We start from the raw sequence: 25,124 nt of genomic DNA, 5'->3' as shown, positions 1-25,124 counted from the left end.
CATGACAACACAACTAACCCCAAAATTCAACCCAAAAGAAGTAGAAGAAGGTCGCTATGAAAAGTGGCTAACACAAGGAGTTTTCAAGCCGTCAAGCGATAAAAAAGCGCACCCTTACAGCATCGTAATTCCGCCACCAAATGTGACGGGCAAGCTCCATCTGGGGCACGCTTGGGATACGACGCTGCAGGACATTATCATTCGCCAGAAACGGATGCAGGGCTTTGACACGCTGTGGCTGCCGGGGATGGATCACGCGGGGATTGCGACGCAGGCGAAAGTGGCGGCGCGTCTGGCTGAACAAGGCATTTTGCCGCAAGACCTCGGGCGCGAGAAATTCCTTGAAAAAGCGTGGGAATGGAAAGATGAGTATGCCGAGACCATTCATCAGCAATGGGCGAAAATGGGCATTTCGGTGGATTATGACCGCGAGCGTTTTACCCTTGATGAAGGGCTGAACAAGGCGGTGCGCAAGGTTTTTGTCGAACTTTACAAAAAAGGCTGGATTTATCAGGGCGAGAAAATCATCAACTGGGATCCGAAAGCCCAGACAGCGCTGTCGGATATTGAGGTCATTCACAAGGATGTGGAGGGCGCGTTTTATCATGTGAATTATAGTTCTAGCGATGGCAGCATTGTGTTGGAGGTTGCAACGACACGGCCTGAGACTTTCTTTGGCGACACAGCGGTGGCGGTCAATCCTGCGGACGAGCGCTATAACAAATACATCGGGAAAACCGTGATTTTGCCGATTATTAATAAAGAAATCCCGATTATTGGCGATGAGCACGCCGATATGGAAAAGGGAACGGGTGTGGTGAAAATCACGCCTGCGCATGATCCGAACGACTTTTTGGTGGGACAACGGCATGATTTGCCACAGGTGAATGTCATGAATGCCGACGGCACGATGAATGAGCTTTGTGGATCTGATTACAACGGGCTTGACCGTTTTGAAGCGCGTAAAAAAGTTGTCGCTGAGTTTGAAAAGCTGGGGATTTTGGTCAAAATCGAGCCCATTCATCACGAAGTGGGGCATTCTGAGCGGACGGGTGTGATTGTGGAGCCGCGCTTGTCGAAGCAGTGGTTTGTGAAGATGGACGGTTTGGCTAAAAATGCAATCGCGCATCAACGTAAAGAAGATGGTACAGATGATGTCGTGACCTTCTATCCACCACGATTTGGCGATGCTTATTTGCAATGGATGGAAAATGTCCATGACTGGGTCATCAGTCGTCAGCTCTGGTGGGGGCATCAGATTCCAGCTTGGTACAAGGACGGTGAGGTCTATGTTGGTGAAGAAGCGCCAGAGGGCGACGGCTGGGTACAGGAAGAAGATGTGTTGGACACTTGGTTTAGCTCAGCTTTGTGGCCTTTTAGCACGATGGGATGGCCTGATGAAAATGCCGAAGATTTCAAGCGTTACTATCCAACCAGTACACTCGTAACAGGCTATGACATCATTCCGTTCTGGGTGTCGCGCATGATTTTCCAAGGGCTTGAGTTTACAGGACAATCACCATTTGAGCGGGCATTGATTCACGGACTGATTCGCGACGAACAAGGGCGCAAGATGTCTAAATCGCTCGGCAACGGGATTGACCCGATGGATGTCATTGAGCAGTACGGCACGGACGCGCTGCGCTGGTTCTTGTCAAATGGCTCTGCACCTGGGCAAGACGTGCGGTTTAGTTATGACAAGATGGATGCTGCGTGGAATTTCATTAACAAGATTTGGAATGTGTCGCGTTATATTTTGATGAATGCTGAGGCTGTCAGTGCTTCCAAGGTTTCGTCAGTACTGACAGATCTGTCAGCTGGCAAAGTCGGCAATGTCACTGACCGCTGGATTTTGACACGGCTCAATGACACGATTGCGCGCGTGACCGAGCAGATGGACAAGTTCGAGTTTGGTGTCGCTGGGCACATTCTCTACAACTTCATCTGGGACGAGTTCGCCAACTGGTATCTGGAGCTGACCAAGGAAGTCATGTTCGGAGATGACGAGGCGGAAAAAGATGTGACGCGCAGCGTTCTCTTGCACGTTTTGGATAATGTGTTGCGCTTGTTGCACCCCATTATGCCGTTCTTTACAGAAGAGATTTTTGAAAAATTGCCAAATACGACAGGCTCTATCGTGGTGGCGGAATATCCTGTGGTTCATCCAGAATTTGATGATGAAAAGGCTTCTGACGGCGTGCAGCTCTTGATTGAACTGATTACCGCCGTGCGCAATATTCGTGCGGAAGTCAACACGCCATTGTCCAAGAAAGTGCCAATCTTTGTCAAATCTGACAGCGCCGAGTTTTTACAGTCTGTCAGCAGCTACATCACACGCTTTGCCAATCCGTCAGAACTGACGATTTCGTCAGAACTGACAGCGCCAGAACAAGCAATGTCAGCCGTCATTACAGGTTCTGAAATCTTCCTACCGCTTGCGGGTTTGATTAACATTGACGAAGAAATCGCGCGCTTGAGCAAAGAACTTGCTAAGTGGCAAAAAGAGCTTGACCTGGTCAATCGTAAGCTGTCCAACGAAAAGTTTGTGGCGAATGCGAAAGCTGAAGTGGTGCAGAAAGAAAAGGATAAGTTGGCGGATTATCAGGAGAAATTTAATACGGTTGCGAAGCGTATTGAGGAATTGGAAAACTAATAAAAACCTTACTGACAGAAATCCTGTCAGTAAGGTTTATTTTATTTTCTCCGACAATTCCTCCACAAACTCATAAGCTGCGGGGCAGGTCAATGTATTTTTAATCGTCAGGTGATTGATTTGATAGATTTTCTTTCGGTCAGTATGCGGAAACTCACGGCAAGCTTTCGGGCGAACTTCGTAAATGCTGCATAGGTTGTCAGCACCCAAAAAAGGGCAAGGCATGGTCTGGAAAACCTTGTCGCCGTCCTCATCAATGCGCAGATAAGCTGCCTCAAAGTCGGTCAGCTTCATGCGCAAGTGCTTGGCGACGCGCTCAATATCAGCCTCCGTCCAAAGAGGACCGAGCGTCTTACAGCAGTTGGCGCAAAGGGTGCAGTCAATCCGATTGAAAACGTCATCATGCACAACTTGAGCGATACGGTCGAGATTTTTCGGAGGCTTTTTGGCAAGTCCAGCGAGAAATTTCTTGTGGGCTTTTTGCTTTTGCCCAGCAAGGTCGCGGTAATGCGCGATGTCGATTTCTTGGAATTTATATTTCATTGCTCATATTTTAACAAAATTTTCAAGAATTTTCTTGCTTTTGATAAGCTTTGGCGACTTCACACAAATAGCATACAAGCCCTGCCTGTTGGTCTTCCAGCATTTTATGATGAAAATCATCTGACAAGAAAAATGCCGTCTGTTTGACAAAGCTGTCAGCAGTATGAGGCAGCTGATAAGCCTTTTGAAAATCGAGATGTGCGCGCACAATTTCTGTCAGCTCTGACGGATTCCTGTCAGCACGACATGCTGTAATCACTTGTTGTGTAAAACTTTGTGCTTCTTTTGCGAGTCGATTTTGACGGTCGCTATCTGTGACTTTGACCTGCGTCTGATAAGTCTTTTGCAAATAATCATTTTGCGCCTGCAAGGCATGATTCCATTCGCTAACTGTCTTAAAACCTTTGAAAAGTGCGTTTTCTGTCATTTTTTCTCCTTTAGATTCTACGGAAATGGTCTCGTCAAGACTTGCAATTAAAGTTTGTAAGTGTCGAATTTTTTCTGTCAAAAGCTGCCGCTGCTGTGTCAAATTTGACAGGCGCTGATGAGGTGCTGACAGCATTTTCTGAATATCTGTCAGTGAAAAATCCAGCGCTTTGTAAAACAAAATTTCCTGTAAGCGTCTTAAATCTTCCTCACCATAAAGCCGATAACCTGCCTCAGAGCGTGTGGCTGGGACAAGCAAACCAATTTTGTCATAATGGTGTAAAGCCTTGACAGTCGCGCCAGAGAGCGCCGCTACCTGATGAACTGTGTACATGAAATCTCCTTTCCTGATAGAACCATTATAAACCCTCCATCAAGGTCAGAGTCAAGTGCGAAATCATTTCACAGGAAAAGCAAATTTTTTCCCAAAAAACACAGTCAAAGCAGATAAAATAAGTAAGGCAAAAGCAGCCCAACTGATGGACAAAGTGCCAAAGAGCGAGATGAGCAAGCCGCCACTAAAAGCGCCAATAGAGATGGAACCTGAAAATGCGGTGACGACAAGGGCTTGCGCCATATCAGCGTGTTTGCCAGTTGCACGAATCGCTGAGTGGATAAATAGACTGGCGGAGCTCCCGAAAACCAATCCCCAAAGTCCGCTGGCAAGATAAATGACAAAAGGACTCTCTGTGAAAACGGACAACAGCAACATGGCGAATGCCAAGAGAGAAGCTGAAAGCAAGGTCAGACGACGGACGTAGCGATCAATGAGTGAGCCAACTAAAAGCACGCTCAAAATAGAAGCCACCCCAAAAGTAAACAGAATCAAACTTGCTTGATTCTCCAGGTGAATCCGTCCGAGATAGTCTGTGATGTAGGTGTAAACGATATTATGCGCTACCATATAAGTCGAAAGGGCAAAAAGAATAGGCTTAAATCCACGAATAGCAAATGTTTCTCCAAGCTTAGACTGATGTTCAGGTTTGCGCCCTGCAACATCAATCAGAAAATGAAAATTCCATAAAAAATTAAGCAAAACAAGTCCTGCTGCAATCAAAAAGACCAGCTGCCAGTCCAACATCTTGCCCAATGCCGCACCCATTGGAATCCCCAGCGCCAAGCCGACAGGATTTCCAGCCAAAGCGAGCGCGACAGCTTTTCCTTGACTCGCCTCAGGCGAAATACTAGAAGCGTAACCGCCTAGTATTGGCCAAATCATCGCCGTCCCGAGTCCAGCAATGAAGCGAATCAATAGGGTCAAGACAAAAAATGGCGAAAAAGCAGTCAATAAATCAGCGATAAAGACGATAGCGAGTGCCGTTTGCACCACACGTTTGCGGGACCAAGTCGCCGTCAGCCGTGCAAGAGGAATGGCACCCAGAGCAGTCGCCAGCGCATAAATTGTAACGGTCTGTCCTGTCAAAGAAGCAGTAATGTGCAGGCTCCGGCTCATCTCAGGAAGCAGGCCAGCAGGCAGAGCCTCTGTTAATAATGAGACGAAGCCGCTGAAAAATAGAGCGAAAAGTGAGGCTTTGGGCAGTTTTTCGCTTGTTTTTTCGTTTGTTGATAGATTGGTGGGATTCATTTTTTCTCCTTTTTGAGTTGCGTTTTTTATATTTTGCAACTTTATAAAAATGATTATATACTTGTGAGTTTCGTTTGTCAAGTTTTGCAACTTGTGCTATACTGTCGATATGAATACACAAGACAAAATTTTACAAGTTGCAAAGCAATTGGTCGCACAAAAAGGGGCGAAAAGTGTGACAGTGACTGAGGTTGCAGAGCGTATTGGCGTGACACATCAGGCGGCTTACAAGCATTTTAAAAGCAAAAAACAGCTGATGGAGCAGCTGGCTTTGCTTTGGCTGGATGAGATATTGTTGCCCGTGACCTCGTTTGAGGGAAAAAGCGTCCATGATTGGCTCTGGCTACTTGTTTCTTGCAAAAAAAACGCTTATACAGAGGATAGAGAAATGTTTGAGCTTTATACGCACTATATTTCTACAAATATGAAGTTAGAAGACCAGCATAATCAACATTTGGCACAGCTATTATGTGATTTTAGCTCAGAAAGTAAAATGAAAGACTATCAAGCATTGATTCAGGCATTTATGGTTTTTCAACATCCACAGTTTGCGAACCGCTGGGATGAGCATTTTCAGGAAAATTTTGAAGCAGTGTGGGATTTGGTCGCGGATAAATTTGTTTGAAAGTTTAAAAATGAAAGCGCGTACGCTTAAAAATAGCATTTGGCTATGTCTTATCTTGTTAAAAATGGGAAAAAGTGATAAAATTAACTAGAAAATTCGAAGATGAAAAGTAAAAATTTGCGGCTCATCTGATAGATAAATTCTTGCAGTGTGCAAGAGCTTGAAAGGAATCAAAAATGGCTCACATTAAATTTGACTATTCAAAACTCACACCATTTGTAGCTGAAAATGAACTTGACGAAATTCAATGGCAAATTGACGGCGCGGATAAATTGCTCCGCGAAGGAAAAGGTGCTGGTTCAGATTTCATCGGATGGCTTGACCTTCCTGAAGATTACGACAAAGAAGAATTTGCTCGTATCCAAAAAGCAGCTCAAAAAATTCAATCTGACTCAGAAGTTCTCATTGTCATCGGTATCGGTGGCTCATACCTCGGTGCACGTGCGGCGATTGACTTTTTGAATAACAGCTTTGTTAACTTGCAAACTGCCAAAGAACGCAAAGCACCACGTATTCTTTATGCAGGGAATTCTATTTCTTCATCATATTTGGCTGACCTTGTAGATTACGTTGCTGACAAAGACTTCTCTGTAAATGTTATCTCTAAATCAGGTACAACGACTGAACCAGCGATTGCTTTCCGTGTCTTTGAAGAAATGTTGGTTAAAAAATACGGTCGTGAAGAAGCAAACAAACGGATTTACGCAACAACTGACAAAGAAAAAGGTGCTGTAAAAGTTAATGCCGATGCAAACAACTGGGAAACTTTCGTTGTTCCGGATTCAGTTGGTGGCCGCTTCTCAGTATTGACAGCTGTTGGACTTTTGCCAATCGCAGCTTCTGGTGCTGATATCAAAGCTCTCATGGATGGTGCAAATGCTGCGCGTAAAGAATACACTTCTACAAATGTTCGTGAAAATGATGCTTATGCTTATGCTGCGCTTCGTAACATTCTTTACCGTAAAGGTAAATTCTCAGAAATCCTGATTAATTACGAACCATCACTTCAATACTTCTCAGAATGGTGGAAACAATTGGCTGGTGAATCAGAAGGGAAAGACCAAAAAGGAATTTACCCAACTTCAGCTAATTTCTCAACAGACCTTCACTCATTAGGACAATGGATTCAAGAAGGAACACGTACTGTTTTTGAAACTGCTGTTCGTATTGAAAAACCACGTAAAAATATCAACATTCCAGAACTTGATGTAGATTTGGATGGCTTGGGATACTTGCAAGGTAAAGATGTTGACTTCGTTAACAAAAAAGCTGCTGATGGTGTATTGCTTGCTCACACTGATGGTAATGTACCAAACATGATTGTGACATTGCCTGAACAAGATGCTTTCACACTTGGATATGCGATTTACTTCTTTGAGCTTGCAATCGGTATTTCTGGCTACTTGAATGGCATTAATCCATTCAACCAACCAGGGGTTGAAGCCTACAAGAAAAATATGTTTGCACTTCTTGGCAAACCAGGATTTGAAGAACTTGGTAAAGAATTGAACTCACGTCTTTAATTAGAAAATGAGATTAAAACCGTACTGACAACTTTCTGTCAGTACGGTTTTTTTGTGATAATTACTGATATCATTCTGTCAGTACGTTTTTTATTTGACAGGGGGAATATCTGGTCGTATTTCAGTTATCACACCCACATTTGTCGCATAAACCCAGGAGTTCTTATCAAGATTTTCAAAATTTTTAGTCCGTCCTGTGAGGATAACACCTGAAAATTTAGCAGTTTTAAGGGAAGGGTATTTTTGACTTTGTTTTAATACATCTTTTGTTAAATTGAAATTGTTAATGATAAGTTGCTGAGCTTGTGTAATGACTTGAAGATTTTTTATGAAGGAGACATAACTTTTATCATCTAGTTTTCCATTTAGTTGTGGGTTACTGTTTGTTTTTGTAGGACTACTGTTGCTCATTAAACCATACCAATTAGTTTGTTCGGCAACTATGGTAGATTTTGGGTTATTATATCCAATCCAATACCAGTTAATGAGCAGATTTTTAGGAATCATCTCTTGTATATCAAGGTAGCTATATGGTTTGTCAAAGGTTACGGCAACTTCAGCGACATGGTTTGAAAGTTGAGCAATTTTATCTGCATCATGAGTAGGAAGAATCCCTGTGTAATCTTTACTGTGATAGTTAACTTTTGTTGAGAAAAATGTTGCAATTTTTTGGCTAGTATCCTGTGTGTAATAGCTATTTTCACTATTAACAGGAGAGGAAAATGGAATACTTAGATTAGTTGTACCTAATGTGCCAAACCCGAAATCGTAAGAACGCCAAGGAACATGATAACCATCTACATCTTTGTAAGTATCAGAGTGGATATTAGAGCTGAATATACCATAATCATCAATGATTTGATTGTTGGCGATGATGTTTGGTGCAGCAGATGTGAAGTAGGCAAAAGCTTTTTCACTAGTTTTGAAGTAAGCTTTCTCCATATAATGAGAATTGATATTCCAAGTTAAAGCTGTAACTAGTGAGATAATTACTAAAGCAATCCATGCAGTAATTCCCCAGCGTTTCCATTTGGTTTTGTTGGCAAATGAAGTAAAATCTTTTCCCAGATTAGAGACAGGGTGAGACTGAGGAGACTTTTTGTGTCGGATTTTTTTGATTGTATAGAGGATAAAGCGAAACATCCCGAAGGCAAAGGTAATGAGTAGGATGAAGTAAAAGAAAATCATAATTGTACGCATTGATTTGAGTCCTTTTCTTGTTTAGGGTTACAAAGACCACTGGTCGTAACCTTCTTTTTCTAAAATTTTTTTAAGTTTTTTACGTGCGCGATAGAGGTCGATTTTAACTTTACTTAGGCTAATATCAAACATATCTGCAAGTTGTTTTGTAGAATAATTTTTATAATAATAAGCTGTCAGAAGCTGTTTTTGGTAAGGAGGAAGTTGCTCAAGAAATGTGAGGAGAGGACTTGTTTCGAGAAGAAATTCAGAAGTCATAACCTCAGTGCTTAATTGCTGAATGAGCGTTTGATAATGTTTGTTTCGGTTGTAAGTATTGATATATTTGCGGATGGCAACACGGTACATCCAAGCTCGAAGCTTGTCAGGTGGGATAAAAATGTCTAGACTAATCATCTTTACTAGGGTATCTTGGACAGTATCTTGTGCATCTTCATAGTTACTTCCACGTGAGATGAGGTATTTAGTGATTTCTGTTGCATATTGATTGATATCAGTTTCATATTTTTTTAGATTCACTTTTTCCTCCTCTCACTTATATAACAAACGGGATTAAGTTTGGTTACAGTTTATTGTAACAAAAGGAGAGATGAGATTCAGTTTATATTAAGATTTTCTAGTTTTTAAAATTTATTTGTGCTACAATTGTAGATAAATTAAGAAAATTTGATAATTTAAGGGAATTTATGAAAGAATTTTGGAATTTAGATAAAAATCTGCAACTTCGTTTAGGAATTGTATTTTTAGGTGCCTTTTCTTATGGCACGGTTTTTTCGTCAATGACGATTTATTATAATCAACACTTAGGAAGTGCAATTACGGGGATTTTGCTTGCTTTGTCTGCGGTTGCAACTTTTGTTGCTGGAATTTTGGCGGGTTATTTTGCAGACAGAAATGGTAGAAAGCCTGTTATGGTCGTAGGGACAGTGATTCAATTATTGGGAAGTGGCTTGGCAATTTTTTCAAATCTGCCTTCTCATGTCAATGCTTGGACAACTTTTATTGCCTTTTTGATGATTAGTTTTGGTTATAATTTTGTGATAACAGCTGGAAATGCAATGATTATTGATGCGTCAACGGCTGAAAATCGTAAAGTTGTTTTTATGTTGGATTATTGGGCGCAAAATTTGTCAGTTATTCTGGGAGCAGCTCTTGGGGCATGGCTATTCAGACCTGCGTTTGAAGCTCTTTTAGGAATTTTGCTTGTGACAGTGTTGGTTTCGTTTTTCTTGACAACTTTTGTGATGACAGAAACATTCAAGCCTTCTGTCAGTACTGACAAGCCTCGTGAAAATATTTTTCAGGCTTATAAGACCGTCATTCGAGATAAAACTTATATGATTTTTATGGCAGCAAATATGGGGACAACCTTTATCATTATGCAGTTTGATAATTTTTTACCTGTGCATTTATCAAATAGTTTTCAAACGCTGGAAATCTTAGGTTTTGAGATTTATGGACAGAGAATGTTGACGATTTTTTTGATTTTAGCCTGTGTCATGGTGGTTGTTTTAATGACAACAATGAATAAGTTGACAAAGGACTGGTCACATCAAAAAGGCTTCGTATTAGGTAGTCTTTTTATGGCTGCAGGAATGATTTTTGCTTTTATGACAACGACATTTACTCCGATTTTTATTGCTGGGGTGATTTATACTCTTGGTGAAATCGTGTATACACCCAGTGTTCAAACGTTGGGTGCAGATTTGATGAATCCTGAGAAGATAGGCTCTTATAATGGAATTGGTGCAATTCGTACACCAATCGCTTCGATTTTAGCAGCTTTATTAGTATCAATTTCACCAATTATTAAGGCGAGTGGTGTTTCATTGATTTTAGCGTTTGTAGAGCTTTTAGCCATTATTCTTGCTAGTATCGCTGTGTCACGTCATCAAAAAGAAACCCTGTCAGTGTACTGATAGAGCTTGGAGAATAGAATAAGTGAAAGATTTTTTTGAACTTAGTCGTAATATTAAACTTAGGATTATTATGACTTTTATCGGGGTACTGACCTTTTCCACGATTGGTAGCTCGATGACGATTTATTATAATCAGCATATGGGAGCAAGCCTGACAGGGCTTTTACTTATCATCAGCTCAGTTTTGAGTTTTTTGGTTGGGATTTGGTCGGGGCATTTTACAGATATTCACGGTCGGAAACCAACGATGATGATTGGTGCGTTGACTTCAACTTTTGGTGCAGCTTTGGCGACATTTGCTAATTCTCCTGTGCTATTTAATCCTTGGTTGACATTTGTTGGTTTAGTTGCATCAAGTTTTGGTTGGGGATTTTTTAACTCTGGAGCGAGCGCGATGTTAGTTGATATTACAACAACAAAAACTCGGAAAGTCGTGTTTTCCCTTAATTACTGGGTACTCAATATCGGAGTAGCATTGGGTAGTGGCATTTCAGGGTGGCTTTTTCGTGACCATTTATTTATGCTTTTGTCGATTGTGGTTACGGGAGATATCATCAATCTTTTGATTGTCAAATTTTTGATTGTAGAAACTTTTGATCCTGCCCATCACGCAGAACATCAACAGACAAATATTTTTAAAGCTTATTTGCAAGTATCAAAAGACCGCACATTTATGTTGTACTTGCTTGCAACACTTTTTATTACTATGCTTTTCACACAGCCAGATTATTTTCTTCCCGTGCATTTGAGTGGAAATGCTTTTCATACGAGTCATATTTTTGGTGTAGAAATTTATGGACAACGGATGTTGACGATTATGGCAGTAACGAATACAATCTGCGTGGTACTTTTTATGTCTTTTTTCCGCAAACAAACTAATAAATGGTCAAATCGACGGGGTTTTGCGATTGGTGCAATTTTGATGGGGTTGGGTTGGGCGATGGCAGTCTGGTCGAATAATGTGCTCTTTGAATTTCTCGCAGCAGTACTCAATGTCGGTGGGGAATTAATTTTTGTCCCCTTCGAGCAATCTTTGCGTGCAGATATGATGAATCCTGAGCAAATTGGAACTTACACAGGTGCTTTTTCAGCAATTCAGCCAATGGCGCAGGTCATTTGTGGTGCCTTAGTTTCATTTTCACCTCTTTATGGCAGTATGGGGATGGGGATTATCTTATTAGTCGTAACTTCTCTTGGTGTCTTGCCTGGTCTAGTTTCCATCAGACGATATGAGCGAGGTGCACGCTGACAGATTTTCTGTCAGTATACTGACAAAATGATAATGTGAGAATATGAAAGATTTTTTTAAACTGAATCGACAAATCCAACTTCGTATTTTGATGATGTTTGTTGGGGGACTGTGCTTTAGTACAGTAGGTGGTTCAATGACTATTTATTATAATGAACATATGGGAGCAGGTATTACAGGTATTCTGCTCATTCTCTCAAATATCCTGACTTTTGTTGTGGGGCTTTGGGCTGGACATTTATCAGACTTACGTGGGCGTAGACCGCTCATGCTTTTTGCCTGCTTAGTTACGACAGTAGGTGGTTTGATAGCGACTTTTGCAAATTCACCTTGGTATTTTGACCCTTGGTTGACTTACATTGGTTTTTTGGTTCTTTTTTTTGGTTATGGATTTTTCAATACGGCGGCAACTGCGATGATGGTTGACTTGACCAATTCAGATAATCGGCGAATGGTTTATAGTTTACAATACTGGGTAATTAATATGGCAATCTTGATTGGTTCAGCTCTATCAGGTTGGTTTTTCAGAGATTACTTATTTGAACTTTTGCTCGTTATTTCAATAGAAGAATTTTTGAGCTTTCTGGTGATTTATTTCTGGATTGGCGAATCTTTCCACCCTGAATTGGCAAAGAGAAAAGCAGAGAGTAATATTTTTAAAGCATATCAATGGGTAGCAAAAGATACAGCGTTTATGTGGTACTGTTTATCAGCGATTTTTACAGCAATGATTTTTAATCAGTTAGATAATTATTTACCAGTTCATTTATCAGATCACTTTGTGACAACGAGTATTTTTGGCATAGAAATTTACGGACAAAGAATGTTGTCAATATTTTTGATTGTTAACACGCTTTTGATTGTACTATTTATTGGTGGGATTAACCGATGGACTAAAAATTGGCGACGTGAAACAGGAATTTTGGTTGGTCTAGTCTTACAAGGCAGCGGCTTCATCGTAGCATTTTTAGGAACGACTTTATCAGTTGAGCTTATTGCAACAGGTGTTGCAACTTTTGGGGAGATGATTGGTGTTGGCTTTATTCAAGCATACCGCGCGGACCTGATGGAAGGTGATTCAGCGGGGACTTATTCAGGATTTTTCACGATTACACAACCTGTGGCCTCAGTATTATCGGGAATTCTCGTTTCTTTTTCAGCAGTTTATGGCAATGTTGGCATGGCATTTTTTATGGTTCTTATCATTATTTTCGCTGTTCTTCCGGCTATGCGCTCGATTAGGATTAAACAGGCAGTTTGATAAGAAATGAAAACGAGCTGACAGGATTTCTGTCAATATTATTGAAACGATTATGGTTCATTGTAAAAAGCCAACAACGATTGACATTGTTCCATCACTTACGACTTTTTTATAGTCATCTCATCTTGTATATCCGAGCTTCAACATTGACAGCGTAGTGAAGTGAGGATATAAATGGGAAAAAATAGATGTAATTAATGAATAGAGAATCTGTCAGAACGCTGACAGATTTACTTTTTTTCTGTTATAATTGATTCCATGAGAGTTGTTTCAGGAAACTATGGCGGACGTCCGCTAAAAACATTGGCGGGCAAAACAACACGCCCAACCACTGACAAAGTTAAAGGTGCTATTTTTAATATGATTGGCCCATATTTTGACGGTGGACGTGTATTAGATTTATTTGCAGGCTCAGGTTCCTTATCCATTGAAGCGATTTCGCGAGGAATGGATTTCGCAGTGATGGTGGAGAAAGATAGATTAGCACAAGAAGTGATTTTAGATAATATCAAAATGACGAAAGAGTCAGAAAAGTTTCAGCTGTTGAAAATGCCAGCTGACAGAAGCTTGTCAGTGCTGACAGAGCCATTTGATTTGATTTTACTTGATCCACCCTATGCTAAAGAGGAGATTGTCAAAAATTTGGAGTACTTACAAGAACAAAGATTACTGACAGAACATTGTATTGTTGTTTGTGAAACTGACAAAACCGTAGAATTACCTGATAAAATTGCACAATTGGAACTAACGAAGCAAAAAGTTTATGGTATTTCAAAAATATCTATTTACGAGTTTTAATATTGTTTAACTTCTAACTTTACAAAATAGTATACTTGCGGTTGTTACTTGACCTTGCTGCTTTGCGACTTACAGCAGATGAACAACGGAGCCACCTACTAATTTTTAGGAAATTTAGAGATGAGCTATACTAGAATAACTTTAAAATCAGCTTGCTCATTTTATTAGTTGTTCTGCAATTGGCGAGTGCTGGTGCGCTTTTTGCGCCAGAATAGGTGCGAAGCACTGTAAACCATTGTATTTTTTACAACGCTTTAGCTACAATATAAGTTATATCAGCTCACATCTAAATATCTGATGTAGTTACAAGTATATTCCGTCATCTATGTAAAAGCAGAGTTAACCTAGCCGAATATCTAAAGAAGGAAAATCATGACCCAAAAAATCGGACTATTTACAGGTACATTTGACCCTCTGACCAATGGACATTTGGATATCATCAAGCGGGCAAGTAAGCACTTTGATAAACTTTATGTTGGCATTTTCAAAAATGACCAAAAACAACCGCTTTTTTTAACAAATGAACGTGTAAAAATGCTGACAGAAAGCCTGTCAGCACTGATAGAAATAAAAAATGTTGAAGTCATTACTCATGAAAGAGATTTGACAGTCAATATTGCTAAAAATCTTGGTGTAACAGCGCTTGTACGCTCAGTTAGAAATACCCAAGATTTTGAATATGAAAAAAATATGTTTTATTTTAATCATGAAATGACAGGAATAGAAACAATCTTGTTTATGGCGAAACCATCGCTTGAACCATTGAATTCTACCAGAATACGCGAACTTTACAGCTTTGGGCAGGATGTCAGTCAGTGGGTTCCAGAAAATGTCGCGCGTGAATTAAGGAAACGAAATGAAGAAAGCAAATAATAAAAAACAAAACAAAATTATCAAATGGTCGCTTGCTGTTGCAGTAGTTGTAATTGCTGTGATTGCACTCATCTATCCAACGAGCTACTACCTTGAAGTACCTGGTACGACCGAACCTTTAGGTAAAATGGTTCAAGTGGAGGGTAAGAAAGATGAGCATAAAGGAGACTTCTTTTTAACCACAGTTCAGATTGCTCAAGCCAATGTAGCAATGATGATTTATAGCCATTTTAACAGTTTCGCAACAATTTATAGTGAGCAGCAAATGACAGGTGGATTAAATAATGAACAATTTAACCTCGTCAATCAATTCTATATGCAGACCGCACAAAATACCGCGGTTTATCAAGCCTTTAAATTAGCAAACAAACCTTACGAATTAAAATACGATGGTGTTTATGTTTTACAAATTGCTAAAAATTCGACTTTTAAAAATAAACTTCAACTCGCAGACACAATCACCGCAGTAAATGGTCAGCATTTCAAATCAAGCACTGAAATGATTGATTACGTTTCAAAACAAAAAGTAGGTGATTCAGTAACCATAGAGTACACAAGGATTGACGGAAGTAAACACAAATCCACAGGAAAATACATCAAGCTAGAAAATGGCAAAACTGGAATAGGAATAAGTCTGACAGACCATACAGAAGTAGTCACAAATCCAAAAGTCACAATTAATGCGGGCAGAATTGGTGGACCAAGTGCTGGGATGATGTTCACACTCGAAATTTATAGTCAGCTCACAGGGAAAAATCTTCGTCAAGGACAAGAAATTGCAGGTACAGGAACCATTGAGCACGACGGTAGCATCGGTCAAATCGGTGGTGTAGATAAAAAAGTTGCTACAGCGAGTAAAGAAGGAGCGGATCTCTTTATTGTGCCAGATTCAGGCACAAAGAAAAACAGTAGTAATAACTACCTCGCAGCCAAAGCAGCAGCCAAAAAACTCAACACCAAAATGAAAATCATACCAGTGAAAACAATTCATGATGCACTTGCTTATCTAGAAACTGGGAAAATAAATGATTAAAAAATTCAGCTTAGGGGCTGAATTTTTTATTTTTGGATGATGGGAATAACCAATGAGTATTTTGTAATAATTACGTCCATAATGATGAGCACAAAGAAATAAAAAAATCTTTTTTTCATATTAGTAACTCCTTAGAATTAGTATGAAATAATGGTATAATATAAAAAGATAATTTATAGAATTTTTGGAATATTTGATAAAGTGAGTAAAAATGGACGAAAAGAAGGACTTAAAGTTAGGAAAAATCATCTCGATGTTGAGAAGAGCAAAAAATCTAAGACTAAGAGAAGTCACGCAGGGGTACTTTTCAGAGTCGCTACTTGCTAGATTTGAAAAAGGTAAGTCTGATATTACTGTTGAGAAATTTTTTGTTATATTAAAAAATTCAAATATTTATTTGGATGAATTTCAAAGTATTTATAATGACTATAGTATGGATGAGGAGGAGAAGTTTAGGACGGATTTAGCGAATGCCTATTCTAAGCGAGATATAGTCAAAATAAAAGGAATATTAAAGTTTTGGGAAAGCAAAGTTCATGAAAAACCATCTGTCAAATATTTTAAAATAAATGAAACAGTAATTCGGATAATTCTTGCAATGGCTCAGAACTCAGTTGTTCTAAAAAAAGATGTGGACTTTTTGATGAATTATTTAGAACAAGTTACTGAATGGGGACGTTATGAACTATGGATTTTTTCAAATTGCTTAAGATTTTTTGACGATAATTCTCTGAAATATTATGGAAAGTATATTTTAGGAAAAACAAACTTTTATCAATCCATACATCTCAATCAGCAACTGGTTATTAGAACATTTTTAAATATAATTGATACATTTTTACGACGAGGAAATCTGATTTTTGCGCTTAAATATATTAATTATCTTGAATCTATAAATATTCAAATTGATTTCTTTTATGAAAAGATAATTCTTAATTATCATAAAGCTCACTATAGAGTATTGCAAAAACAGAAAAGTGCAATCAACGATATGAAAAAATGTGTTGAAACCTTAGAATATTATGGGTACGGAGAAGAAGCAAAAATACTTTACGAAGAAATCGAAAATTTGTAAGCGCTTTGGTATATATTCCAAAAATTAAATGAACCTGTATTTAAAATGATAAACTATCATTAACAAATACAAAGGAGGTTCATATCATGAACTACTCACAAATTTCAGGAGCAAAAGCTCCAAAATACGCACTTATTGCAGTAGTAGCTCTTGCGGCAGGACTATTCTCTACTACTGCGGAACTCAAAGCAAGTGCAGATACAGTTACAACACCAGTTGCCATCGCACCATTAACACAAGTGATGGACGATGGTGGAGGAACATATGCCTATGTAGGAAATGGATTGTATTATAATACGGTTTCTGGAGGATATTATAAGCTTGTCAACGGACAATTTAAGTTTTATACTGATTATCTTGCCTAGGAAGTGCTGAGAAATGAAAAAACAAATAAATTTTTTATGGCTAGGATTGAGCATTTTACTCTATCTGATAAGTTTTGTTTTACCCTACTATAAACCCTTTAAGATAACCTCTTGGGCGGAGGCGGCGACTCATGGAAATATAGACTTATATAATGCAGCCACTGGTTTTACTAAGGTGGTAGAGCATGCTAAAACGACCATTCTTTTTCTCGTTTTGTTAGTTGCTTACTTTGTCTTACGAAAAAGTTTGAGAAAATTAGCGATTATCTCAGGGACAGTAGCGATTTTGACGATATTCTATCTTGTCTTGGGCTATATTATGATTAGAAATTTCCAAGAAACAGGATTTTGGGGTGGTCTAACTTCTCCTAGTGTTGTACCAATTGTAATGAATTGGGGATTCTATGCTTTTGCACTTGCAAGTGTTATGCTAATCAGTTGGTTGATCAGAGATATGTTTATTAATCACAGTTCTGATAGAGAGGGCAAAAATGTAAAGAGAGTGATTAAACTAAAAGTACAACCTTAACAAATACAAAGGAGGTTCATATCATAAACTACTCACAAATTTCAGGAGCAAAAGCTCCGAAAATGGAAAATACATTTACATATATTACTAGAGCTCATGAGGTTATAAGATGGTAGAAGACAATAGAATCTTAAAACACAAAAGAATTTTTTTGATGGAAAAAATTAGATTGAATAAAGGAGATACTGCATTCCTCTTTTTCGTTTTAATTTATACCATCAGTTCACTATTTCCGTATTTTACAGGTGCAGTGCAAGGAGCGGGAAATTCTAATATCTTTACAATTCTCTTTGTAGGAATTGCCTATTTGAGAAGTCAGATTGCTTTAATTGCGTTCATTGTATTGAGTATCGTTTTTCCATTTATCAAACGAAACAAAATAGTTTCTCGTATAATATCAATTATATTACTCATAGCAGCCCTTGATTTAGCCACGCTGATGATATTGCCAATGTTCCTACATTCCAGCACAGGACTAGAAAATGCAAAAACAATCCTAAAGGTAGTGAGTATAGGCTACTGGATTCCAACAATAGTGAGTATTATAATTTCAGTTTGGGCTATTTTTTTAGCTTTTACTCCCAAAAATAAAAAATATAAAGATATAGTAGATTTGTAGTACACTCTTATATTTACTATATCCAATTAATTTATACAAAATAATAAGAGGATAAATTATAACAGATGGAAAAATAGGATAAGGAAAAATTAATGAAACAAATACAAAAAAATATTTCTTTAGTTACATTGAGTGTATTTTATCTATTCGCACTATTTTTACCATATTTACGTCCCATCCATCCGATAATCGCTGTTAGCGGAAAAATAAAAGATAGCGTTGAAAGACACAATAACACGACAGTATTTAACCATTTGCTTTTTCATGTGGGTGCTTTGAGTATATTTATTGCTCTGTTTATCCTTTATTTCGTTATGAGAAATAGGACGAAAAAGCTATCTTACATCATTGGAGGAGCTTTAGCGCTTAGTGCATTCTATCTCGGTGGTGGATATCTTTTTGAAAACTTATCCCAAGGATTGCTTGGATTTGAGGTGATTAAGCTAATGTTCAGCGATATGCTCTACTGGGGTTACTATGTATTTGCCATTGTTAATCTCCTCTTGATTGCTTGGATTATTCGAGATATTACTCGTAATAGGAGAAACCATGCTTTAAGGTAGTTTCAGTTTCTTTATTCTTGTGCATCTAAAACCCGTCTGTGACTAAACAGACGGGTTTAACATATTATTATCATCCTTCACTAAAGGATTCAAACATCAGAATTGATTCAACAAAAGTTGTTTAAGTTCATCAATTCGAGGTTGACGAGGGTTAGCAGGCGTACATTGGTCATCATAAACCAAGTTTGCGAGTTTGTCGAGTTGACTTTCAAGTTGTTCTTTCTTGACACCATTGCCAGAAAGTGTCACATCAATATCAACTGCATCTGTAAGTTCATGGATTTTAGCAATCAAAGCATCCACCAATTCAGCATCATCTTTACCAGTCAAGCCGATATAACGTGCAATTTCGGCGTAATCTTCCTGAGCACGATAAGTTTCATAGCGTGGGAATGGTGTACGCTTAACGTTACCAGTTACAGCATTAAACTTGATGACGTGTGGCATTGCAATCGCAATCGCAAGACCGTGTGGCAAGTGGAATTCACCACCAGTTTTATGAGCAAGTGAGTGATTGATACCGAGGAAAGCCTGAGCAAAAGCCATACCAGCGATAGTTGCTGCATTGTGCATATTTTCGCGAGCGACTTGACCTTCTTTAGACGGATGACTTGGATCATATTTGTAAGAAGTTTCCAAGTTTTCAAAAATCAATTTAATTGCACGCAATGAATAAGGTTTTGTATAGTCAGAAGACATAACAGAAACATAAGATTCAAGAGCGTGAGAGAGTGCATCAATACCAGACCAAGCTACAGTACGTTTTGGTACAGTCATGACAAACTCAGGGTCAACAATGGCTACTTGAGGTGTCAATTGGTAGTCAGCCAATGGGTATTTTACATGAGTTTCATCGTCAGTGATAACCGCAAATGGAGTCACTTCAGAACCTGTACCAGACGTTGTAGGAATACATACCATCTGAGTTTGACGTTGGTTATAGAATTTTACAACACGTTTACGAATATCCATGAATTTTTGAGCTAATTCTTCAAAGAGATGTTTCAAAGCTTTATCATCAGTCAAATCAACTTCGCCACGGTAGGAATATTCATAAATCAAACGACCAATTTTTGCAGCATCAAGGGCAGAACCACCACCGATTGCGATGACGGTGTCAGGGTGGAACTCATTCATTTGACGAGCAATTGCGATAGCTTCCGATAGAGTTGGGTCAGGTTGAACAGAACCATAGATACTGGTTTGTACTTGAGTTGTACGAACTGCAAGTTGTTCCAAAACCTTATCAACAAAACCAAATTTTACCATACCTGGGTCAGCTACGATAAAGGCTTTATGCACGTGTGGTAAATCTTGCAAGTAAGAAATAGAATTTTTTTCGTAGTAGATTTCTTTTGGCAAACGAACCCATTGTGGGCGATTACGACGTTTTGCCACAGTTTTAATATTCAATAGATCATATGTGCTCAAATTATGTGAGAGCGAATTTTTCCCCCAAGAACCAGTACCAAGTGTCAATGATGGACGCATTGCGTCAGTATAGATATCCCCTACACCACCAATTGAGTCAGGTTGATTGACTAAGATACGAGAAGCTTCGACTTTTTCACCAAATTCTTTAACAAATGGATCGTCCATAGCTCCAATTTGGATAGCGGCATTATGTCCAGCACCTTGATAGTGCAGGAGACTACGAACAATTTCTATTCCTTCTTCACGTGAATTTGATTTATAAATAGAAAGCAATGGGCTTAGTTTTTCAGACGAAAGTGCCTCACCAATGTTTTTCTTGTCAAGTTCAAAGAGTAAAACATCTTTATCAGTAGGGACTTTTACACCAGCTTGTTCAGCAATCCATTGACCTGAACGACCAGCAACAGGTCCAGTTACTCCCCAACCTTCGCCACCACGTTGAACAAAAACAAATGATTCAATAGCTTTGTAATCTTTTTTAGGTACCATATAAGCACCTTGAGTTTGCATTTTAGCAACAAATTCATCATAGATTTCGGCTGCGATAACAGCAGAATTTTCAGTTGCACAAATCATCCCATTATCAAAACGTTTAGACATAAGTAAGTCTTCGACAGCGCGTTCAACATTGGCTGTAGCATCAATATAAACTGCACCATTACCAGCACCAACGCCGAGTGAAGGATTACCAGATTTTAGTGCAGCATTGACCATACCTGGTCCACCAGTAGCAAGGATAGATGCAATACCATGATTTTGAATCAATGCAGTTGTATTGTCAAGACTAGGTTTTTCTACCCATTGGATAAAGTTTTCAGGAGCTCCGGCTGCGACTGCAGCATCGTATACAATCTTAGCAGCATGACTTGAACATCCTTGGGCTTGTGGGTGAAAAGCAAAAACAATAGCGTTACGTGTTTTCGCTGCCAATAATGATTTAAAGATTGCAGTAGAAGTTGGATTAGTAGTCGGAACAATACCTGCCAAGACTCCAAGAGGGCTTGCAATTTCAACGCTACCTGCAACCTTGTTTTCACCAATCACACCGACTGTTTTGTCGTTCTTGATAGAGTGATAAACTGATTCAGAAGCAAAACGATTCTTAGTGTCTTTGTCCTCAACCACACCACGTCCTGTTTCGTTTACGGCTTCATGAGCAAGTGCTAATGAATGTTCGCTTGCAGCTAGTGCCATAGCGGCCACAATTGTGTCAACTTGTTCTTGAGTGTAACCTTCAAATTTTAGTACAGCTTCGTGAGCTTTTTTGACAAGACCGTCAGTATATTTTACGGCTTGAGCCATTTTTTCTTCAGCGGTCAGCTCAGTTTTTTCTTTTGGCATAAGTAAATAGATTCTCCTTTGTGATTTTTTTCACTTACCATTACGTGAATATTTTAACAAACATTTATTTCCATGTCAAGTAATATTGTGATGGTTTTTACAATTTTTATTAAATTAAAAAATCAGATAAATTAGATAGCGCTTACATTGAAATGCGAAAATATTGTCAAATCTATGATTTTATAGATTTGACAATATTTTTTATGTTCAATTATTTTACAAGGGAAGAACACAAGTTGCTTCAGGTGCATAAAAATCTTTTTGCTCTAAAGTCAATTTACCAGTTAATTTATCACGAGAAAATAAAGTTAAATTATCCGAATTTTGGTGAGCAACGATAATAAATTCTTCGGTTTTGTTAAAGTTAAAGTCACGTGGAATATTTCCTTCAGTTGGTACCCACCCTATGATTTCAAGTTTTGTACCAAGAGGGCTAACTTGATAAATCGCTAAAGAATCATTTCCACGATTAGAAACATAAAGGAATTTTCCATCAGAAGAAATACGGATAGCAGCTACGCCATTGAAGCCTTCATGACTTTCAGGGAGAGTAGTGATCGTTTGAACACGAGCAAATCGTCCTTTTTCTTCATTGTAGCTCAAAACCTCAACTGTTGAGTTTAATTCGCCAGCTAAGTAAGCAATTTTTCCATTGGGGTGGAATGTTAAATGACGTGCTCCCATTCCTTTTTCAGCACGATAAATCGTTACAATATTCAGTTTTCCTTCGCCGATTACATCATATACTGTCACTTCATCAGTACCTAAATCACAAGTGACTAACCGACCATCGGGAGTCAAATCAGCATAATGGACATGGGCAGCATTTTGTTCAGGACGAGGTCCAGAACCCTCATGCTTAACAGTATCAGTCAATTTAAGAGAGCCATCAAGTTGAATTTTGTAAACGCGTATTTCACCAAGATGATAATTCGCACCATATACTAGTTGTCTTGCTTCATCAACGGCGACGTAGCAAAGTGGAGCACCTGTACTTGTTACATTATTGATATGTTTGGCTGTTTTTCCATCAAAATTAAATGCAGCAACTCCACCACCATTTCCATCTGCGGCACAGGTATAAAGGTGATTATGCTCGTCAATGGTAATGTAAGTGGGGTTTTGCACAGTAGCCACTTCGTTCAAATCTGATAATTGTGCACTTTTAGTATCCAGTATCACACTGTAAACCCCTTTAGATACACGTTTGGTATAGCCACCCAGAAGAATTTTTTCTTTCATCGTTTCTCCTTATCTCACTTTTAAGTTCATACCATCATTTTATCATAAATAAGCGTTTACAGCGAAATTATTTAATTTTTTTCTTAGAAAAAAATTTAAATATGACCAGAGTCAGGATATAAAAAGTTAGAGAGATAAATCTTGTTGAAATTCGACTTGCAAAATACTCTATAAGAGTGTATAATAAATGAGTTGCGATGCAACCATTTCGCATTTTGATTGGACATTGTCGTAGTGCACATAGTGTAGCGGCACTGGTTGAGGATCAGAAGAGGATAAAACTATTTTAAAAGGAGACAGTAAAATGTCAGTTATTTCAATGAAACAACTTCTTGAAGCTGGTGTGCACTTTGGACACCAAACTCGTCGTTGGAACCCTAAAATGAAACCATACATCTTCACAGAACGTAATGGTATTCATGTTATTGACCTTCAAAAAACTGTAAAACTTGTTGATGATGCTTACAATTATGTAAAAAACGCATCACAAGAAGGTGCAGTAGTTCTTTTTGTTGGTACTAAAAAGCAAGCTGCTGAAGCAGTTAAAGAAGAAGCACTTCGTGCTGGTCAATACTACGTAAACCATCGTTGGTTAGGTGGTATGCTCACTAACTGGAATACTATCCAAACACGTGTGTCACGCCTTAAAGAAATCAACAAAATGGAAGAAGAAGGAACTTTCGAAGTTTTACCTAAGAAAGAAGTAGTTCTTCTTAATAAAGAACGTGAACGTCTTGAAAAATTCATTGGTGGTATCGCTGATATGCCTCGTATTCCAGATGTACTGTATATTGTTGACCCACATGCTGAACAAATCGCAGTTAAAGAAGCTAAAACTTTGGGTATTCCAGTTGTAGCTATGGTTGATACAAATGCTGATCCAGAACCAATTGATGTAGTTATCCCTGCAAATGATGACGCTATCCGTGCGGTTAAATTGATTACAGCTAAAATGGCAGATGCTATTATTGAAGGTCGTCAAGGTGAAGATGCAGCAGAAGAATTTGTAGCAGATGAAGCAGCTTCAGAAGAATCACTTGAAGAGCTTGCTGAAATTGTTGAAGGCAAATAATTCAAAATTTTAAACTTATAAGTTAAGTAATTAATAACAGGCGAGGCCTTACGCCTCGTCTGTTTTTTAAAATAAACATCCTGTCTATAAGGCAGAAAATAAAATATAGGAGATTTACAAAATGGCAGTAACAGCAGCTCAAGTTAAGGAATTGCGTGAAAAAACTGGTGCAGGAATCATGGATGCTAAACGTGCACTTGTAGAAACTGATGGAAACATGGAAGCGGCAGCAGAACTTCTCCGTGAAAAAGGTATCGCTAAAGCGGCTAAAAAAGCTGATCGTGTAGCAGCAGAAGGACTCACTGGGATTGCCGTAGATGGAAATGTTGCAGCTCTTGTTGAGCTTAACTCAGAAACAGACTTTGTTGCTAAAAACGATCAATTTGTTGCTTTAGTTAAAGAAACTGCAGAGCTTATTGCTGCGAATAAACCAGCAAATAATGAAGAAGCACTTGCTATTAAAACAGCTTCAGGTGCGACACTTGAAGAATCTCTTGTTCAAGCAACAGCAACAATTGGAGAAAAAATTACTTTCCGTCGTTTTGTAGTTGTTGAAAAAACAGATGCTCAATTCTTTGGTGCCTACCAACACAACGGTGGAAAAATTGGAGTTATCACAGTTATTGAAGGTGGAGATGCCGCGCTTGCGAAATCAGTATCAATGCATGTTGCAGCAATGAATCCAACCGTTCTTTCATATGAAGAATTAGATGCTCAATTCATTCATGATGAAACAGCTCAACTTATCCATAAAATTGAACAAGATAATGAGAGCCGTGCATTGGTTAATAAACCAGCATTGCCATTCCCTAAATTTGGTTCTAAATTACAAATTACTCCTGAAGCAATTGCAACAGCTGAAGTAGAAATCAAAGAAGAACTTAAAGCCGAAGGTAAACCAGAAAAAATTTGGGATAAAATTCTCCCAGGTAAGATGGCTAAATTCCTTGAAGATAACACTAAAGTTGACCAACAATATACACTTCTTGCTCAACTCTATATCATGGATGACAGTATGACCGTTGAGAAATTCCTTGATTCTAAAGGTGCTAAAGCAATCAGCTTTACACGTTTTGAAGTTGGCGAAGGAATTGAAAAAGCAGAAACAGACTTCGCGGCAGAAGTTGAAGCAGCTAAAGCTGGACTTTAATTTGAAAATGAAAAGTAACTCGATTGGGTTACTTTTTTGTGTACTA

23 protein-coding genes are annotated in these 25,124 nt (G+C 38.7%); 16 read left to right on the top strand and 7 right to left on the bottom strand.

What is annotated here, in order from left to right; genetic code table 11:
• Position 1 precedes the first annotated feature (1 nt).
• Positions 2-2,653, top strand: a complete 2,652-nt coding sequence (locus D7I46_RS09190; RefSeq protein ID WP_120772632.1) for a valine--tRNA ligase — start codon at positions 2-4, stop codon at positions 2,651-2,653.
• A gap of 36 nt (positions 2,654-2,689) precedes the next feature.
• Here the strand turns inward: D7I46_RS09190 and D7I46_RS09185 are convergent, their stop codons facing one another.
• The 3 genes from D7I46_RS09185 to D7I46_RS09175 form a co-directional block, all read right to left on the bottom strand.
• Positions 2,690-3,196 (bottom strand): YkgJ family cysteine cluster protein, encoded by a 507-nt coding sequence (locus D7I46_RS09185; RefSeq protein WP_120772631.1) that lies wholly within the window; start codon positions 3,194-3,196, stop codon positions 2,690-2,692.
• 22 nt (positions 3,197-3,218) lie between these two features.
• On the bottom strand, positions 3,219-3,956 hold the full coding sequence (locus D7I46_RS09180; RefSeq protein ID WP_120772630.1) for a MerR family transcriptional regulator: 738 nt from the start codon (positions 3,954-3,956) through the stop codon (positions 3,219-3,221).
• A 63-nt stretch (positions 3,957-4,019) separates the two neighbouring features.
• Positions 4,020-5,207 (bottom strand): MFS transporter, encoded by a 1,188-nt coding sequence (locus tag D7I46_RS09175; protein WP_120772629.1) that lies wholly within the window; start codon positions 5,205-5,207, stop codon positions 4,020-4,022.
• A 109-nt stretch (positions 5,208-5,316) separates the two neighbouring features.
• Here D7I46_RS09175 and D7I46_RS09170 point away from each other — a divergent pair, with 109 nt between their 5' ends.
• Both D7I46_RS09170 and D7I46_RS09165 read left to right on the top strand, forming a co-directional pair.
• Positions 5,317-5,832, top strand: coding sequence for a TetR/AcrR family transcriptional regulator (locus tag D7I46_RS09170; protein WP_120772628.1), 516 nt, complete (start codon positions 5,317-5,319; stop codon positions 5,830-5,832).
• A 176-nt stretch (positions 5,833-6,008) separates the two neighbouring features.
• Complete coding sequence (locus tag D7I46_RS09165) at positions 6,009-7,355, top strand: glucose-6-phosphate isomerase (RefSeq protein WP_120772627.1); 1,347 nt, start codon at positions 6,009-6,011, stop codon at positions 7,353-7,355.
• Positions 7,356-7,445: 90 nt separating this feature from the next.
• Here D7I46_RS09165 and D7I46_RS09160 read toward each other — a convergent pair whose 3' ends face one another.
• Positions 7,446-8,555, bottom strand: coding sequence for an anti-sigma factor (locus tag D7I46_RS09160; RefSeq protein WP_120772626.1), 1,110 nt, complete (start codon positions 8,553-8,555; stop codon positions 7,446-7,448).
• 27 nt (positions 8,556-8,582) lie between these two features.
• Positions 8,583-9,074 carry an RNA polymerase sigma factor gene (locus D7I46_RS09155; protein ID WP_120772625.1) on the bottom strand — a complete coding sequence of 164 codons (492 nt, stop codon included), beginning with the start codon at positions 9,072-9,074 and terminating at the stop codon, positions 8,583-8,585.
• 167 nt (positions 9,075-9,241) lie between these two features.
• Here D7I46_RS09155 and D7I46_RS09150 point away from each other — a divergent pair, with 167 nt between their 5' ends.
• From D7I46_RS09150 to D7I46_RS09100, 11 genes are all read left to right on the top strand, one after another.
• Entirely contained in the window at positions 9,242-10,474 is a 1,233-nt protein-coding gene (locus D7I46_RS09150) for an MDR family MFS transporter (protein WP_120772624.1), read from the top strand.
• Between the two features lie 22 nt (positions 10,475-10,496).
• Entirely contained in the window at positions 10,497-11,723 is a 1,227-nt protein-coding gene (locus D7I46_RS09145) for an MDR family MFS transporter (protein WP_120772623.1), read from the top strand.
• 43 nt (positions 11,724-11,766) lie between these two features.
• Positions 11,767-12,984, top strand: a complete 1,218-nt coding sequence (locus tag D7I46_RS09140) for an MDR family MFS transporter (protein ID WP_120772622.1) — start codon at positions 11,767-11,769, stop codon at positions 12,982-12,984.
• Between the two features lie 258 nt (positions 12,985-13,242).
• Positions 13,243-13,782 (top strand): 16S rRNA (guanine(966)-N(2))-methyltransferase RsmD, encoded by a 540-nt coding sequence (gene rsmD, locus D7I46_RS09135; RefSeq protein WP_120772621.1) that lies wholly within the window; start codon positions 13,243-13,245, stop codon positions 13,780-13,782.
• A 372-nt stretch (positions 13,783-14,154) separates the two neighbouring features.
• Positions 14,155-14,655 (top strand): pantetheine-phosphate adenylyltransferase, encoded by a 501-nt coding sequence (coaD, locus tag D7I46_RS09130; RefSeq protein ID WP_120772620.1) that lies wholly within the window; start codon positions 14,155-14,157, stop codon positions 14,653-14,655.
• Positions 14,639-15,688: a SepM family pheromone-processing serine protease gene (locus D7I46_RS09125; protein WP_120772619.1), complete on the top strand. Its 1,050-nt coding sequence runs from the start codon at positions 14,639-14,641 to the stop codon at positions 15,686-15,688. The genes coaD and D7I46_RS09125 overlap by 17 nt, the downstream gene beginning before the upstream one ends.
• Before the next feature lie 211 nt (positions 15,689-15,899).
• A complete protein-coding gene (locus tag D7I46_RS09120; protein ID WP_120772618.1) occupies positions 15,900-16,763 on the top strand; it encodes an Rgg/GadR/MutR family transcriptional regulator in 864 nt (287 codons plus the stop codon).
• 86 nt (positions 16,764-16,849) lie between these two features.
• The gene (locus tag D7I46_RS09115; protein WP_120772617.1) at positions 16,850-17,128 is read left to right on the top strand and encodes a hypothetical protein; all 279 of its coding nucleotides are present in this window, start codon (positions 16,850-16,852) and stop codon (positions 17,126-17,128) included.
• Positions 17,129-17,141: 13 nt separating this feature from the next.
• A complete protein-coding gene (locus tag D7I46_RS09110; protein ID WP_120772616.1) occupies positions 17,142-17,657 on the top strand; it encodes a hypothetical protein in 516 nt (171 codons plus the stop codon).
• Positions 17,658-17,766: 109 nt separating this feature from the next.
• A complete protein-coding gene (locus D7I46_RS09105) occupies positions 17,767-18,276 on the top strand; it encodes an LTA synthase family protein (RefSeq protein WP_120772615.1) in 510 nt (169 codons plus the stop codon).
• Positions 18,277-18,368: 92 nt separating this feature from the next.
• The gene (locus tag D7I46_RS09100) at positions 18,369-18,839 is read left to right on the top strand and encodes a hypothetical protein (RefSeq protein ID WP_120772614.1); all 471 of its coding nucleotides are present in this window, start codon (positions 18,369-18,371) and stop codon (positions 18,837-18,839) included.
• Between the two features lie 96 nt (positions 18,840-18,935).
• On the opposite strand, the gene adhE is transcribed toward D7I46_RS09100, so the two are convergent.
• Positions 18,936-21,614: a bifunctional acetaldehyde-CoA/alcohol dehydrogenase gene (gene adhE / locus D7I46_RS09095; RefSeq protein ID WP_120772613.1), complete on the bottom strand. Its 2,679-nt coding sequence runs from the start codon at positions 21,612-21,614 to the stop codon at positions 18,936-18,938.
• A 216-nt stretch (positions 21,615-21,830) separates the two neighbouring features.
• A complete protein-coding gene (locus D7I46_RS09090; protein WP_120772612.1) occupies positions 21,831-22,856 on the bottom strand; it encodes a lactonase family protein in 1,026 nt (341 codons plus the stop codon).
• Positions 22,857-23,160: 304 nt separating this feature from the next.
• On the opposite strand from D7I46_RS09090, the gene rpsB reads away from it, so the two are divergent.
• A complete protein-coding gene (rpsB, locus tag D7I46_RS09085; protein ID WP_120772611.1) occupies positions 23,161-23,928 on the top strand; it encodes a 30S ribosomal protein S2 in 768 nt (255 codons plus the stop codon).
• Positions 23,929-24,049: 121 nt separating this feature from the next.
• On the top strand, positions 24,050-25,078 hold the full coding sequence (tsf, locus tag D7I46_RS09080) for a translation elongation factor Ts (RefSeq protein WP_120772610.1): 1,029 nt from the start codon (positions 24,050-24,052) through the stop codon (positions 25,076-25,078).
• Positions 25,079-25,124 lie beyond the last annotated feature (46 nt).

Origin of the sequence: Lactococcus allomyrinae, assembly GCF_003627095.1 — a bacterium.
GTDB lineage: Bacteria > Bacillota > Bacilli > Lactobacillales > Streptococcaceae > Lactococcus > Lactococcus allomyrinae.
Note: the sequence above shows the minus strand (reverse complement) of the source record. Positions and strands in the feature narration are given on the sequence as shown.

Excerpts from the sequence above, each read along its gene's own strand:
- D7I46_RS09190 (WP_120772632.1), top strand. The coding sequence starts at position 2 with ATGACAACACAACTAACCCCAAAATTCAACCCAAAAGAAGTAGAAGAA.
- D7I46_RS09185 (WP_120772631.1), bottom strand. The coding sequence starts at position 3,196 with ATGAAATATAAATTCCAAGAAATCGACATCGCGCATTACCGCGACCTT.
- D7I46_RS09180 (WP_120772630.1), bottom strand. The coding sequence starts at position 3,956 with ATGTACACAGTTCATCAGGTAGCGGCGCTCTCTGGCGCGACTGTCAAG.
- D7I46_RS09175 (WP_120772629.1), bottom strand. The coding sequence starts at position 5,207 with ATGAATCCCACCAATCTATCAACAAACGAAAAAACAAGCGAAAAACTG.
- D7I46_RS09170 (WP_120772628.1), top strand. The coding sequence starts at position 5,317 with ATGAATACACAAGACAAAATTTTACAAGTTGCAAAGCAATTGGTCGCA.
- D7I46_RS09165 (WP_120772627.1), top strand. The coding sequence starts at position 6,009 with ATGGCTCACATTAAATTTGACTATTCAAAACTCACACCATTTGTAGCT.
- D7I46_RS09160 (WP_120772626.1), bottom strand. The coding sequence starts at position 8,555 with ATGCGTACAATTATGATTTTCTTTTACTTCATCCTACTCATTACCTTT.
- D7I46_RS09150 (WP_120772624.1), top strand. The coding sequence starts at position 9,242 with ATGAAAGAATTTTGGAATTTAGATAAAAATCTGCAACTTCGTTTAGGA.
- D7I46_RS09140 (WP_120772622.1), top strand. The coding sequence starts at position 11,767 with ATGAAAGATTTTTTTAAACTGAATCGACAAATCCAACTTCGTATTTTG.
- rsmD (WP_120772621.1), top strand. The coding sequence starts at position 13,243 with ATGAGAGTTGTTTCAGGAAACTATGGCGGACGTCCGCTAAAAACATTG.
- coaD (WP_120772620.1), top strand. The coding sequence starts at position 14,155 with ATGACCCAAAAAATCGGACTATTTACAGGTACATTTGACCCTCTGACC.
- D7I46_RS09125 (WP_120772619.1), top strand. The coding sequence starts at position 14,639 with ATGAAGAAAGCAAATAATAAAAAACAAAACAAAATTATCAAATGGTCG.
- D7I46_RS09120 (WP_120772618.1), top strand. The coding sequence starts at position 15,900 with ATGGACGAAAAGAAGGACTTAAAGTTAGGAAAAATCATCTCGATGTTG.
- D7I46_RS09115 (WP_120772617.1), top strand. The coding sequence starts at position 16,850 with ATGAACTACTCACAAATTTCAGGAGCAAAAGCTCCAAAATACGCACTT.
- D7I46_RS09110 (WP_120772616.1), top strand. The coding sequence starts at position 17,142 with ATGAAAAAACAAATAAATTTTTTATGGCTAGGATTGAGCATTTTACTC.
- D7I46_RS09105 (WP_120772615.1), top strand. The coding sequence starts at position 17,767 with ATGGTAGAAGACAATAGAATCTTAAAACACAAAAGAATTTTTTTGATG.
- D7I46_RS09100 (WP_120772614.1), top strand. The coding sequence starts at position 18,369 with ATGAAACAAATACAAAAAAATATTTCTTTAGTTACATTGAGTGTATTT.
- adhE (WP_120772613.1), bottom strand. The coding sequence starts at position 21,614 with ATGCCAAAAGAAAAAACTGAGCTGACCGCTGAAGAAAAAATGGCTCAA.
- D7I46_RS09090 (WP_120772612.1), bottom strand. The coding sequence starts at position 22,856 with ATGAAAGAAAAAATTCTTCTGGGTGGCTATACCAAACGTGTATCTAAA.
- rpsB (WP_120772611.1), top strand. The coding sequence starts at position 23,161 with ATGTCAGTTATTTCAATGAAACAACTTCTTGAAGCTGGTGTGCACTTT.
- tsf (WP_120772610.1), top strand. The coding sequence starts at position 24,050 with ATGGCAGTAACAGCAGCTCAAGTTAAGGAATTGCGTGAAAAAACTGGT.